At 40.6% G+C, this 13,709-nt stretch carries 16 protein-coding genes; all 16 read right to left on the bottom strand.

The annotated features are described in order from the left end of the window. Positions 1 to 18: 18 nt before the first annotated feature. A complete protein-coding gene (locus DFP76_RS09525) occupies positions 19 to 1,176 on the bottom strand; it encodes a hypothetical protein (RefSeq protein WP_113874407.1) in 1,158 nt (385 codons plus the stop codon). A 460-nt stretch (positions 1,177 to 1,636) separates the two neighbouring features. Then, a complete protein-coding gene (locus DFP76_RS09515; RefSeq protein WP_113874405.1) occupies positions 1,637 to 2,041 on the bottom strand; it encodes a hypothetical protein in 405 nt (134 codons plus the stop codon). Between the two features lie 835 nt (positions 2,042 to 2,876). Then, positions 2,877 to 3,170 (bottom strand): hypothetical protein, encoded by a 294-nt coding sequence (locus DFP76_RS09505; RefSeq protein WP_113874403.1) that lies wholly within the window; start codon positions 3,168 to 3,170, stop codon positions 2,877 to 2,879. A 27-nt stretch (positions 3,171 to 3,197) separates the two neighbouring features. Next, positions 3,198 to 4,928: an ATP-binding protein gene (locus DFP76_RS09500; protein WP_113874402.1), complete on the bottom strand. Its 1,731-nt coding sequence runs from the start codon at positions 4,926 to 4,928 to the stop codon at positions 3,198 to 3,200. A gap of 10 nt (positions 4,929 to 4,938) precedes the next feature. Beyond that, positions 4,939 to 5,952 (bottom strand): SIR2 family protein, encoded by a 1,014-nt coding sequence (locus tag DFP76_RS09495; protein ID WP_113874504.1) that lies wholly within the window; start codon positions 5,950 to 5,952, stop codon positions 4,939 to 4,941. A gap of 158 nt (positions 5,953 to 6,110) precedes the next feature. Then, positions 6,111 to 6,725: a tyrosine-type recombinase/integrase gene (locus DFP76_RS09490; protein WP_181799822.1), complete on the bottom strand. Its 615-nt coding sequence runs from the start codon at positions 6,723 to 6,725 to the stop codon at positions 6,111 to 6,113. Positions 6,726 to 6,813: 88 nt separating this feature from the next. Beyond that, positions 6,814 to 7,116: a hypothetical protein gene (locus tag DFP76_RS09485; protein WP_113874401.1), complete on the bottom strand. Its 303-nt coding sequence runs from the start codon at positions 7,114 to 7,116 to the stop codon at positions 6,814 to 6,816. Positions 7,117 to 7,307: 191 nt separating this feature from the next. Continuing rightward, positions 7,308 to 7,607 (bottom strand): type II toxin-antitoxin system RelE/ParE family toxin, encoded by a 300-nt coding sequence (locus tag DFP76_RS09480; RefSeq protein ID WP_113874400.1) that lies wholly within the window; start codon positions 7,605 to 7,607, stop codon positions 7,308 to 7,310. After that, complete coding sequence (locus DFP76_RS09475; protein ID WP_245931909.1) at positions 7,600 to 7,851, bottom strand: type II toxin-antitoxin system ParD family antitoxin; 252 nt, start codon at positions 7,849 to 7,851, stop codon at positions 7,600 to 7,602. The genes DFP76_RS09480 and DFP76_RS09475 overlap by 8 nt, the downstream gene beginning before the upstream one ends. 414 nt (positions 7,852 to 8,265) lie before the next feature. Beyond that, positions 8,266 to 8,547: a hypothetical protein gene (locus DFP76_RS09470; RefSeq protein WP_113874398.1), complete on the bottom strand. Its 282-nt coding sequence runs from the start codon at positions 8,545 to 8,547 to the stop codon at positions 8,266 to 8,268. Between the two features lie 413 nt (positions 8,548 to 8,960). After that, positions 8,961 to 9,701 carry a hypothetical protein gene (locus DFP76_RS09465; RefSeq protein WP_113874397.1) on the bottom strand — a complete coding sequence of 247 codons (741 nt, stop codon included), beginning with the start codon at positions 9,699 to 9,701 and terminating at the stop codon, positions 8,961 to 8,963. Beyond that, on the bottom strand, positions 9,689 to 10,372 hold the full coding sequence (locus DFP76_RS09460; RefSeq protein ID WP_113874396.1) for a hypothetical protein: 684 nt from the start codon (positions 10,370 to 10,372) through the stop codon (positions 9,689 to 9,691). The genes DFP76_RS09465 and DFP76_RS09460 overlap by 13 nt, the downstream gene beginning before the upstream one ends. After that, positions 10,362 to 10,919 (bottom strand): baseplate complex protein, encoded by a 558-nt coding sequence (locus DFP76_RS09455; RefSeq protein ID WP_113874395.1) that lies wholly within the window; start codon positions 10,917 to 10,919, stop codon positions 10,362 to 10,364. Before DFP76_RS09455 ends, DFP76_RS09460 begins: the two co-directional genes overlap by 11 nt. Positions 10,920 to 10,924: 5 nt before the next feature. Continuing rightward, positions 10,925 to 11,365: a hypothetical protein gene (locus DFP76_RS09450; protein ID WP_181799821.1), complete on the bottom strand. Its 441-nt coding sequence runs from the start codon at positions 11,363 to 11,365 to the stop codon at positions 10,925 to 10,927. A gap of 134 nt (positions 11,366 to 11,499) precedes the next feature. Then, positions 11,500 to 13,080, bottom strand: coding sequence for a phage tail-collar fiber domain-containing protein (locus DFP76_RS09445; protein WP_113874393.1), 1,581 nt, complete (start codon positions 13,078 to 13,080; stop codon positions 11,500 to 11,502). A 19-nt stretch (positions 13,081 to 13,099) separates the two neighbouring features. Beyond that, positions 13,100 to 13,708, bottom strand: a complete 609-nt coding sequence (locus DFP76_RS09440; protein WP_113874392.1) for a phage tail protein — start codon at positions 13,706 to 13,708, stop codon at positions 13,100 to 13,102. Position 13,709 lies beyond the last annotated feature (1 nt).

Raw genomic sequence — 13,709 nt, 5'->3', positions numbered from 1 at the left:
TGCTTATACTGTTGATCTTTAAGGCATTGCGACGCTGTGATTATATGAGTGTAGAGACGGTATTGGGCTTTGCTCTTTGTTTTGTTGAAATTCAGAAAGCGGTGTTTCTTGACCATTCGAGCTTAGTACTACAGCTTTGTCAGATGTAACTATATCTGGCAATATATCATGAGGATTTTGCGCATTAGTGATGATGTGGATGACGTCTTCATTTTCTATACCTGACGTAGTAACAGGTTCAACATTCAAATCCTCTACGTTCTGCTGAGAAAAATCTACGATCTTTTGTAAATTATTATTTTCAGCAAGATTCTCATAATGATCGGCGATTTGTTTGTCTAAATGCTGGATCGTTAAATACTGCATTGATATTGCTCTTGTGTCTCGACGTGTTACTTGATCACTGCTTTTAATTTCGTCTATTTTGGCGTTAGCTATATCAATTTTTTGGTTGAACTCAGCAAATATTTGTACATCTTCTGGCTGATTTTCATTAGGAATACGCGGCAATTTTTGAGCAAACTCCCTCGCATTGGAGATTTCATTTCCCAGATTAATGTGGGCTATGTCCTCAAGTGTTGACGGGGGTTCAAGTTTTTCACGCATCTCAGGGGAGATGTTATTAGTTTCACACCATTCATCAAATAGTTTTTGTACTCCTATTTCTGAAGCTGGAGTCGGATCAATGGAAATTTGAAGGATATGCGCTGAAATAATGAGGTCACTATAGCTTTGCGCGAGCTCGGGAGTAAGCATATTGTCTTGTACAAGTTCTTCAGCTTGATGTTCCATGCTGTTGGCTTCCACAGCTGCAATTCCTAAACTTAGAAGTGGAATTGCTTTGCCAATAGCTTTAAGCATTTTTGATGTGTTTCGTAAATTTAGATCTTTGCTTATTGGTTCTGTGCCATCCGTCGACGTGATGGTGACTTGTGCACTACCATCGGGATATTTTTTTATGTCTACAGTCTTACTATCTTTTGATTCCATCAAAAGTGAATCAGTATCTTCTGCGTAGATTATGCCGTCTTGTTTTGCAAATAATTCAACGTCTTTCCGTATGATTACTTGCTCTTGTAGGTCTTGATTGGTGATTTTGAGTTTTTCGTTTGTTTCTATTCTTGATTGCGTAATATTTTCTTGACGTACTTCTATACTTGTCGCTAATTCTTGCACGTCTTTTGATTGAACATTTTGTCTGATTGTTTTGTCTGTTATTGTGTCAGGATGATTTGGGTTCGGTGATCTATCAATATTGACACGTTAAAAATCATCCAAGATTTTTAACGTGTCAGAGGGAGTGGCGCTAGAGTTAGTTCTTCCTATAGAGCTGAGTAGCTTTTCTTGAAACGCTCGATGTGCTCCGACACGTGGTTCATAGATTGTCCCCAAATCACCATTTTTGGGACTCGCACTTAAATGTATGAATGTGTTCGTTCGTTCGTTTTTAATAATTAATTGCACATTTTTATGTGTGTCTTGAAACATTTCGGCTTTTGTATCGGGGTGGTTGATTGTCTCTTGGATACGTGCTGCCATCTGTCGGGGGGTATTTAAACCCATCTCAGCTTGCCCATGTTTTTTTAGAGCGTGGCCAGAGGCGACAGAGGCAATAATTTCAGATGAGCTTACTATATCACTCTCCTGTCAGCTCAGCTAAGAAGGCTTCTCGATCTTTTTCAAAGCCTTCGCTAATTTGAATGCCATAAAATTCTTTTCTAAAATCAAATTGATAAAAGTCGTTAAATATTTTTTTCATTCTATCGGTTGTGAGGCCACTGGTATCCATTTCTGTGCAGGCATAGACTGATCTATTCAATGTGAGTGCATCTTCTCTGGAGAGTACAAAATGGACTTCATTGATTTTTCTGAATTTTTCAGAGAGAGATTTAATTTCTATACTATCGCATCCATCATACGTGAGATCAGTCTTGTCGAAATTTTCTCCTGTGTATGCCAAGATAGTTTTTAAATCATTTAATTCTTCTGGTGTAACAATAAATTCAACACTATTGTCATCATATTTCTTTAGTTGAGCCATTTTTTCTCCCGAATGTATGCGTATATTACTCTTAATATAATGCACTCATGCTGATGAGCATACTCTAGCGATTAAAAATTAATTTTATATTAACATGGCTTTAGCGAACGCAATGCCTGCATTATCTTTCGGCTTCCACCATGAGAGTATCCTCATTCGGAGCAATACCAATCTTTGGCGAGCACTGAGCTTATTACGTTCCATAAAACTTATAATTTTTTTGATTAAAGGCATATTGGAGTAATTAAAATCAGACGTATAATTATTGAAGTCCAATGATAATAATAGTCTAGGGTTTTATTGATTTTATCCCTGTTGTTGCATCAATAGATTGAACGGGAATCGAACCACTATAAATCTTTATAAATCAGTGATATGGGAGTGAATTGAAGGGAAGTGCAGTAATTTGATTTTTCATAAAGTTATTTAAAATCAATAGCTTGTATCGTTGGTGCCCAGTTATGGAAACAAATCAAACCAAAATGACAACCTGACTGAGGAATGGAAAACGCTTCAAGAAGGCCATATTCATCAATATGAGGCGTTGTTTAAAGAGTTGGATAAATGGAATGAATGCTTGGAAAAATCGCCTGTATCAGGGCTCATGCCTCCTTATCCAGACAAAGAGCCTTAAGATAGTCGTCTAAGGTTTGGGGGGCGGTGACGTAGCGAAGGCGCACATAAAAAGACGGCTTTATGGTGGAAGTTACGGAAATAGAAGAACACCAATTATTCCAAATCCTAGCCCACTGGGAAGAGATGCTTAAGGACACTTCTTTGAGTAATGATGCCCATAAAGTGAAGGCCAAGACTAAACGAAAAATGGAATGGTGAATTAGGCTACAATGAACTGCTCAGGGTTGCACCATATCAAACCTGAGCAGATTGGAGTGTCGTCTTTCGGCCAGGAGCGGACATTTGATAAATCTGCTAACGACGTACCACAGTTTGTTTTAGGAAACCTTGTGGGATTTCTTTTGATGTAGAGCTGGGCATCACCTAACTCTGTAATAGGTATAACTATGGGGCTGCTACAGCCTGAAGCCAAAACTATTTCTTCCACTGATTTGTACTCTTCCTTAATGAGAAAGATACTTAAAGACTGAGTTTTTTTATCATTGGCAGCCAACTGCTTCTCCCTGATAGTTAGCGTCGCTTATTGAATTGATTGTTTGCGCCAATTATCAACGGATTGAGTTAGCCTGTCGTCAGGAACAACATCTTGCCACTCATCCCAAAAATCGACGGTTCCACTGTTTGGTTCATGAATAGGCTTATCGATACGTATCCGACTAGGAAGTAAGCTCGCATCACCAACAACAAGCGCCTCTCCAGTATCAAGGGTAGGTAAAATTTCACTAAACCCGCCCAAGCTATCCGGCAACAGTTTTTTAATTACATTCTGATCATCAACATTTGTTAAACGCATAGAAACAAAGTTACTGCACTGGCTTAAAACTGTTTTGTTTACCTCTGAGGGTCTCTGGCTAATAACAACAAGGCTTGTTCCGTATTTACGACCTTCCTTGGCTATTCTTTCAAATATATCTATAGAAATATCATCCGCAGCGTCCGCCATCGATCTTTGCGGGATATATAGATGGGCCTCATCGCACAATAATGCTATTGGATGTCTGAGCTGTGGTGGTGTCCATTGCTGAACAGAAAAGGCAAGCCTTGCAACGAGAGACACAATCAGCGGAAGTATGTCCGAAGGAACTTCGGAAAAATTGATTATCTTGATACCTTTATTATTATTTTCTCCTGCGCTCCCCATAAGTTTCGAAATTAATGTATCAAGCCAATTAAATTCTAGAGTGTTTCTTCCACCTTGAAAGAGAAAGCCCAAGCGTCTATCTGAAGTTTTATTTTCCAGACGAGCAATCATTCGAGCCAATTTACCGAAAAATTCCCCCTGCTTCTCCTTGCCTCCAGAACCTGGCACCATTTGGGTGTTTATGGTGTTTAGTTCCTCTAGAAGTGCTGACAGGTCAAACGGAACCGGACTATCAACAGTAAAGTTATTGAGTAGCTCTCCGTGACCACCATTTTCCAAATACTTTCTCTTAGCAGCATTAACCTCTCTCGAAATAATCATGGTTTGGTTCGGAGCATTTTGATCACTTCTATCTACAAACATTGAGACGAGAGCCTCATATGAGAGCAGCCAATATGGAAGGTGGATGACACCATTATCGAGTGTGTTTCCAGCTTCTATATCTCCTGGGCCTGCTATCTTAAAATGTTTTATACTTTCCGCTTGCAGCGGTTCATATTCGCCATGTAGATCAAAAATAATGGCGTTTGGGGAATCCAGCTCCGCCATTTGCTCTATAACTTTCGCCGTTGTCCATGACTTACCTGAACCAGTACTTCCACCAATGAATGCATGTCTTTGAAAAAAGCGATTTCCATTTAAGTATGCTACAGCACCTTCATCCAAAGTGTATCGACCAAGCGTTAGTGATTTACCCTCCTCTGCAGTGCTTGATAAAATTCTCATAAAGGCAGTAAGAGAGTCTTCTTCAAGAGAAAAGCAATTTGCATCGATTTCCGGGACACTTTCCAATGTGCGACGAAATACATTTTGTCTTTCTCCGTCGCGATCAAGTAGCGTTCCAATAAGGGATATACGACAAAGGTTTTGCTCGGTAGCCTGATCTTCTATATCTTCGTCAATTAGATTGGAGTCCAGTTTTTTTCTTGTTACCTTATTTATCAGACCGATCAAATGCTGGCCAGGTTTACTACTCTGTAAAACTACAAGCCTGTTGACCTGAAGCCTTTTGAGCTGCTCAAGATTAAACACATCTACAATTACAGTTGTTGTGTCTACTGTGGAGACTTTTCCTAACGCATCGGCATCTTGAAAATTAAAAATAGGCATTCTTTTATCCTTACATTATTAGCCTTAGAAATCCTTCTAAACTCCAGCGATCTTCGTCAACTATGATCGGGTCTTGAATTAAAGAGGAGTATATTCTTGATTGATTATCATTTCCTGCCCGCTCGATTGCCAAATAATTAGATATACCACCTTCCAATAAAAGTGCTTTTGCCTGAGCTGTCAAAGCGTAAGTTATAACAATTATGCAAGCTCCGTCCTTTTGACATTTCTTTAAAAGCTTGGGCTGAATATGCTCATCGTTGAAGCCAAAGCCAATACAAAGATAAGAAGATGCTTTTGAAATGGCTGTATCTGCATTTCCTATTATTGAGCGGTACGGTTCTAAATGTGTTTTGCGATACTTTTGAACACCTGGGGTTACGATTTGAGGTCTAAAATCGTCTGGCCTAAGAGAGGATTTTGTTATTGACATGGTTTCATCCTGTGGCGAGTAGAACCAATCTAATGAACCATGAACTTTCCAAATATTGACCTTCCTAGGGCATGATATGTGATTTGGCTCAGCTAACCTTCTAGTATATCCATGTGAAAAGCCAGAATAATGGTACAAATCTTCTTGGTCACATGCATATTCTGCTAAGCAGTCATAATTTGTAGTCACTACATCCAGCCCAGAAAGGCTGGTTTTAAACATATGGGACAGCATAGTTCCAAGTGGAAACATAGAGTTCTTACCAATGGACTGCCGGTATATTTCTTCGTCTCTGGAATTGATAAGATCCCAAACTGCCTGAATAATTAATTCAGTAGCTTCTTCGGATAAGTTTACCTGATGAAGGGCTGCTTCTAGGTCAGTTCCCGTATCAAGCAGCCCACAAAATTCGCTCCATGATCCGGTGTCAGCACTTGGTATTAACGCTGGATCAACATTATCTTTAATATAGACAGCAAGCTCTGCCATTCCGGGCAGCCCATACGCCATTGAAGCACCGCTACCTAGAACGATTAAAGGGGCTAGCTTATAATAGCTCTGCGCTTGCTTGTAAAAATCAAATTCAGCCACATTAGCCATCCTTTTTACCTGCTGTTTTATATGATATGTCCTTTAAGTATATTTTCTTATCAGGTCTTGTTTAATGTCTGCTTTGGGTCTTAGGCAATTTTTTCAGTTTAGTGTATTTACTAATCAACCACATAACTTATTGCACTTTTTTTTCGCTATTACAACTCTAGGGTTAAATATAGCGACCTAATTTCATCTGGAAGTATGCAAAGGTAGTCTAGTGTCTGGGCTTCAGTGGCGTGACCGAAGGCTCGCATGAGGATGGCGACAGAAGCTTGGTTTTGTATACGTTGGTGGTAGCCCCATGTTTTGCGTAGCGTGTGAGAGCCGTAATTCTCTGGTAAGCCTATATCTTTGCACCATAGCTTGACCAGTCTGTTCACAGCGGCAACGCTAAGGGCTTTGTTGCGGCGACGTTGCGATAGGAATACAGGTGCTTTCGGATCGTCTTTTCTGGGGTGACAGGCTAGCCAGTTTTGCAATGCAGTTTCGGTTACGTGGTTGATCACCGCTAATCTATATTCACTGTTTTTCGATTGTTTGAGATCAAGAATATCACCCGCTGTTAAGTGATTAACCTGCCCAACTGTGAGAGAAAGAATTTCATTAGCGCGATAGGCGGTGTTAATGCCTAAGGTAAATAAAGCCAAGTTACGAGGCTGGTCATAGAGTGAATTTTTAATCTGTTGGATAGCATCTAATGAGCGTATGGGACTAACTTTAATAGCAGCCCCTTTCGGTGGGTGATTGGTATTGCGCCGTTTTTGCATCATAGCATGGCAGTTTCTGGCGAAAATGTTAGGAATTTGTCTTTATCAACTTTTGTTTGAAAGTTGACATTCCCGCCGTATCCTCTTGTTATCAATGCGTTAGCAAAGGGCTTGCCTTGAAAAGTGTGTGTGGGATTAAAACTAAACCCCTTGCCGTTATGCAGTCAATTATACCTTTATCAACTTTTAGGTATTCAGCGTTTAACAAGAGATCTTGTAGACTTTTTTCACGTTTCTTTTTTTGATCTTGCTCTGTTTGGTTCTCTTTATTGGCGCTAAAACGTTTGATACGGCCTGTATCATTACCAACCATTTCATTGTTATAGTCTTCTTTTTCTTGTTGTTGCTGTTTTTCTTTGCGGGTGAGTTCAGCCTGTTCAAAATGTTGATCCATTAAACGCTCCCCATAACAGGAACGCAGCGCAAATCTACCGCTTTGCTGACAGAGGCTTTAACAGAGTTAAACCCTCTGTTATCCATCGTATTATTATGTGGTTGGCTGCTCATCTTTTGCCCCTACGTCCCACCGCCTCGGTTAAATTCATAATTGTATTTTACGGAGTAAGGCTTAAGAAAGGGTTAATTTCAACCTGATATGTGATGACGAATATCCATTGATTCATGCAAGATGCGCACAATCAGAATACCGGTTTGTCTCTGGCGGTAAAAGATAGTGTGATACTTATGTTCAAAACGGCGATAGCTTGTTTTTATTTCATTGCAAGCTCGGCCAATGTTAGGCGAATCCGCTAACCTGTTTATGGATTGTTCAATCCCTGCACTATAAACATCAGCCTGTTTCCGCCCCCATGTTTGGGCGGTGTAAAGATAAATATCAATCAGGTCTTGTTCAGCAAGCTTTGAATAGGTGTATTTATCAGCCATTTAGCTCAGCTTTGGCTTTGGCAATAATCTGTGCGTGTGTAAGTGTACTCTCGCCGCTATCTTCTCCAGCTTGCAGAGCTTGGCGCAAGGTCTCAAGCTTAGTGCGATATTCGGCTTCTTGCTCCTCCAAGAGACGAAGGCCTGCCCGCACTGCTTCACTAGCATTGCGATAACGCCCTGTTTCCTTTAAATCGGATAGAAAATTGGTGAAATGCTCACCCAAATCAATACTGGTCGTTGCCATAATAAAGCCCTCTCTTTAGCCTTAAAACTACTAATATTTAGTAATTTTGTCAATTTCACATATCCTAGACGACTAAGACACTCACCTTCATCCTTCTGCGCAAGGGATGTAAAAGCACTGAACGGCTTAACATTACAAGCATGATGAGCTTTTATTTAAATTCAGACGATATAAGGCAATGCGTTGAGGGTTGGGAAGATAAATACAGAGTACCGCATTAGCTATCAACTAATGAAAACTAGGAGTTTTAGGACTTTATTACTGAGATTCTTTGAGAAATTGGATTCGAAGGTAGGTATCTAATGGGCATAAAAAAAGGCACCATAAATGGTGCCCGGGACCGGAATAAACTTTCTTATAAATTTCAATAATATAAAACAAAATAGGTGTCAATTCGGTGCTATCGTTTTAATTCTATACTATTTTTATACCATTGCCTCTCTTCTGAGCTATGCTATCAACCAAGGAATGATGCTCAGGTAAATAGAATACATGCTCCCAATCTGGCGCTATTTCTTGCACTTGTACATTCTCAAAACCAGCTTCTTCAAGCATGTCAACTAATGTGAAACGAAGCGTCCTAGATATGTAACCATTCCAATAACGCCCATACTTCTCCATAGATTCTATTGCTTCATCAAATATTTCTATTTTGAGTTCTGCTCTTTTCTCTTCCGTTGACATTTCATCTAACATAGTACTACTCCTTAATCACAACTCATTTGGAATGACGCATGATTATTACACACCTTATACAATCAGTACTTACCTAGCCACTAAGAAAAAGGTTTTGGTTTAGAGTCTTATTAAGAAATAATTGCTAACCTCTCAAATTTAAAGGCCTACAGTGATTTGAAAAGCTTTTTTAAATGCCTCATAAATTGCATTTCATTTCAGTTTACTGCAATTTCATTTTTTATAGAGACACAGTGTGTATAGGCTATGACGGCATGTTATTGCACTTTTAGAATTGCAGAAATCCAAAAAAGCGTAAAGCGCGCAGGCGTGGGGAGGAGTGCTTTTTGGGGCTGGGATATGTGGCGCCATGAAGGATTTCAGGCATTAAAAAGGGCGCTATATGCGCCCTTTTGTGTTTGTTGATGTGGTTTTTATTTGAGTAGTGGTTGCAGCTTGGCCGCTTGTTCTGTGGCTTCCGCGCTTTTTTGTGTGTAGCTGGATGTGTTCATAGGCGGTGATGTGGTTGCCGCGCCACCTGGATCGCTCCACGTGTATGAGTGGTTGTGTGTTCCTGCAATTTTGGCGAGGTCTGCCACGGTGTTCATGAGGTCGTGGAGCAAACTATAAATGTTTGTTGTGTCGTCACCCGCATGGTGTTTGGTGGCAATGACTTCGGCTAGTTGCCCTGCCTTGAACTTTAGGTCTTGTTCAATCTCGGTCAGGCTATTCTTTCCTTTGGTTTCCCACTCGTTGTCCTTATTCACTTGCATGTATCCGGTTTCGGATTGTTGCCAGCGTTGATCCGTCTCGGCTATGTTTGGCAGCTTTAAACCATGTGGCAATATGGAACGAATGAATGGGTGTGCTGGTGATCCATAAGCAAAGGCCAATTCAACAATGGTTCCCTTACTTGGCTTTGACCAGAAGCCACGTTGTTCACCGCCGGCTGGAACTGGTAACAGAACGTCTTCCATTACTGGAACGTCTTTGTCTTCTTCCCCGCTCTCTTTCAGTAGTTGAACCGATACTGTGTATATTGGCTCTTCTTCCGTTGCAGTTTGTCCGGTAAGTGGCTTTTGTATGTCTGTCACTTTTGCCCACATTGGCAAGTGCCAACCACTTTTCAGTTCTGGGTATTTACGCATTAAAACACGTTCGATCACTTTTTCCATGAAGCCACCATTTTTGCGTCTATCATGCGAATGCTTTTTAATCTGGTCCCGTTCAATATGAAGTTTGGCCTTAGGCCTGGTATTGCCATTATCTCAGCACTTTGGTTTGGGCTTTGTTTGTCAAACAAGCTATTGGCAATGTTAATTGGCTGCTTTGGCCAATGGCCATCGGACCATGAGCCAACAAAAATGAGTCCATCCCTTCTCTGTTGCCAAAGATAATCTTTAATCTCAAGCATGTTGCCCAATGATTGCAGAAGGTGAAAACCATTCCCTGTATTGAAGCAATAAGGAATGGCTTTGGTTGTGTAGTCTGCTTGTGGAATTGTGAAACCAACCCCCGTGATCTTTTTCACTTCATCCAGTATTTCTTTTAGTGTTTTATTGCGAAGTGATAGTGGTACCCTCTGTTCAAGGGCGTTGGCTTTTTCACGACAAAAGATCGACCAAACACCATTGCTGATTTTGGTTGCTCGTTCAATATAGCCATAGAAATGATTGTGCTGCTGGTCGTTATTCACTTTAAATGAAAATAGTACGATGCCACTTGGTGAATCGGTTGCGTTTATTGTGAAGGTAGCACGACCAGGTATGCCAGAATCTAATACGATATCATGAGCTATTAGTCCTGAAGCTTCACCATTGATTTTGAGAGTGTACTCATACTTCATCTGTTGCCGAGTCCTCGCCGGCTAACTGTTCGTCTAGGTATGCAAAAACATTTTCTATCCAAGTGGGTTGTGATGTTGTGGCACTGGCTTCTTCTGAAATTACCTTTTCATCTGCAGGTACCGCTTTTGGCTCATTCTCTTTGATTTTTAGCGATTCCACTTTTTCGGAAATGGATTGATGCTCAATCAGCACAAAGGACACTAACCAGGCTTGAGCATCATCAAGCTCTCTTGCTGTTAATTTGTCTGAGAACTTAACTTGTCTGATAGCAAACGCTTTAGCGGTCTGATTATCTATGTTGTAGATTTTTCTGGTGCCTGTGTCGTTGTCTTTATCCATGCTGAGTAACTTAATAGTTTTTAGGTCGTCGGCATCGGAATACTTGATATTAAGCGATACTCGCAAACGGCATGCTTTCTCGCCTTCTTCGGCTGTCGCTGTAGAAGAGCTTTTTCCAGATAAATCGGATTCAGGCAGACTGAACTCACAATCTACCTTAATTCCATAACCTTTAATTTGGGTACCATTTAAGGAAAGGATGATCATTCACTCTAGCCTTCAAAACTCGGCCAGTATTGATCGTCTGATACATCGATTTCAGTAAGATCATCACGGTCTAACAATGCGATTAATGCTTCACGATTTGCTGAAATCCATGCAGCGCATGCGGCTGTGTCTTCTTCACCATAGATACCAAGTGAAGCATTAATTTGACCGACTTGGTTCCAATGTTCATTAATGCGTCGTGTACATTCCGTGTTTGCTAGTGATATTTGATCATCGACCGTTTTTGACGAATTCAGATGAGAGATTAACTCCATTTCAGATAGCTCAACCAAACCTGACTTAACACATTTAGAAGACATTACTTGCTCTAACTCTACTAATTCAGGCTTAGAATTCAGCAACAACTCCGCTGCCGCTACTCGCTCTAACTTTTCCAAATAATCAGCATCACTAGATTCATTTAATGCTGCTTTAGCCAATTTCAACTTTTTTGACTCATCACTTTGCGCAATAGTCAATTCTAATGAAGCTATAGCATCCTCTCTTTCCCCTACTGTCAGAACACCTTTTTCATATGAATATATATCTCCATTCGCACTTTTAAAAAATCTATACTCCATTACGAAATCTCCGAAATTGATTTATATGCCGTCTTTATTCGAAAGAAATAACCAACAGGAATAACAATTAGTGTATTTAGTTCTGAGTTCTGACTACGCCTAGCCACTGCATGCCAACTTTCTGAATCGTCTGGATCTTCTGTGATCTCAACAGCATCATTTACTGCTGTACTAATAGTTTCAAAATATATCCAAAAACCTTTCATTTTTTTACCTAGATTTTGATATATAGTATTTAAACTATAGCTAACTGATTTAAGATCTTGCTCTACGCCTAGCTCAGATTTAACCCCAGCATCAAACAATGATTTTGGAGTAACATACAAATTAGAATTCGAACCACTCGAAACATCATCATGCTCCGCTTTACCCTTTGTCGTCATCACCTCTACAAAGTTAGACCACACATTAGAAGTAACAAACCTTATAAACCGACGATTAAGTTGATGATAATCTAACTCAATGCTCCCCCCAGTCGATGTATACATTTTCACACTAACCACACCAATACCAGAAGCCGGCGCATTAAGAGAACCCTGATCGAATCTTAATATTTGACCATTCGCCAAATCACCGACTAACAACGTGTCAAAATCTTCAATCTTTGGCAAACTGGAACCAGATGTTCCGTATCCATATAGCTCCATTTTCGCTTTCGCGTCTTCTGCAGCATCCAAAAGCGCTTTGTTGGCTTGCTCTTCTGCATACACTTTATATTGATGGTGAGGGTCGTCTTTCGCTTCATGCTGAGCAACATTTTCATAGATAATACGGTTGTCAGTCACTCGACCATTAGAATCTAGTGTTGCCAGTTTTACTAAGTGATGACCATAGTTATTTGCATCGACATAGTCATCGAACGGTCCTGTATCAATCACAAACTCAGTCACAGCGGTCATGTCTGAAATGTCACCCTGCAGACTCACGTTTAACCAAATTTCATTCGGGAAAGTCGTAGTTGTGATTTCTTGTGCTTCTGCGTTTTTGATGCGAATACCGCCCACGTAGCCGACACCAGAAACCACGTTATATGTTCCTGCCGATCCGGTTACTTTCCAGCCGTCGCCCAAAAAGCCTTCATGGCCATATATGTCCAGATTGGAGAGGCGTTCGCGTTCGTCGATGCCGCTTAATCTGGTACTAAAATCTATTTGCCAAGTTTCGGCAGGCACATTCACTAAGGTGGTATGCTGAATCCCCGTGTAGTAAATCAAAAAGTTACGTGTAAATGTGTTACCTGCTTTTGCACCATCATTTTTCGTTTTTGTGGTTAAAGGGATATAAGTGACCGCTATTAAAACGCCATCATCATCAACTAACCCCACCCAGTTAAACTCATAGCTCCCAATGTTTGATCCCATTACGAGTGAATAAACCACCTGATTCGGATTTACATAACCCGACTTTGTCACTGGTAACTGATCAACCACATAGCTATTTGGTATTGTCTCTATTCGCGTGGCAGGTTCGGAACCAAGATTCGGAACGTTCGCAAGTACAAAGCTAGTAATGTTTAGCTGTTCTTTATCGCCCTGTTTCTTGGCAATGTGGTTCTGTCCATCAATCGTAATAAATGCCATAACAACTCTCTCTTTTTAATCAGATACTAGCCACATCAAGGTTCCATGAGTGACCAATATCAATATCCTTCAAAATCACTTGTGCTCCCCACGGCTCAACAACTTGCTTAGCCACATCAAGGTGCCATGAATACCCCACCTCAATAACACTGACGCCAAGCTCAACCGGTGTTAGCACTGTCAACTCATATCGGCGGCATGTACGCCCATACTGTTGAATGATGTAGCTCAGCAAATCGATATTACTTGCTATCTGTGAATCACTTAGACGAAGAGAAATAACATCCCAACTTTCGGCATCTTCTCTTTCTTTCATCTCTAAAAAACCGATTCCCAAACGCTCAAAAATGGCGATAAAACCCGCTTTTGAGCCTGCGTCCATAGCGTTTTGTTCCGCAAATTTCACTCGCTTTCTAAATAGCTCTTCAGGCTCATTCGAAAAACGCTTTACGTCTTTTTGGAAAGCCAAATACTTCAGTAATGCTGAATGGCACGTTTCCGCATCCATTTGATCGAGCGGTACCTGTAGCCACTTTTCAACTTTGCCCCACCATGCATCAAACGCCGCTTTCAGTGCTTTTGCTTTTTCGCCTTGTCGCATCCAAACCGGTAACGAATACTTTTCCATG

The sequence above is a fragment of the Marinomonas aquiplantarum genome (genome assembly GCF_003314975.1).
Classification (GTDB): domain Bacteria; phylum Pseudomonadota; class Gammaproteobacteria; order Pseudomonadales; family Marinomonadaceae; genus Marinomonas; species Marinomonas aquiplantarum.
This window is presented reverse-complemented; position numbering and strand designations above follow the sequence as displayed.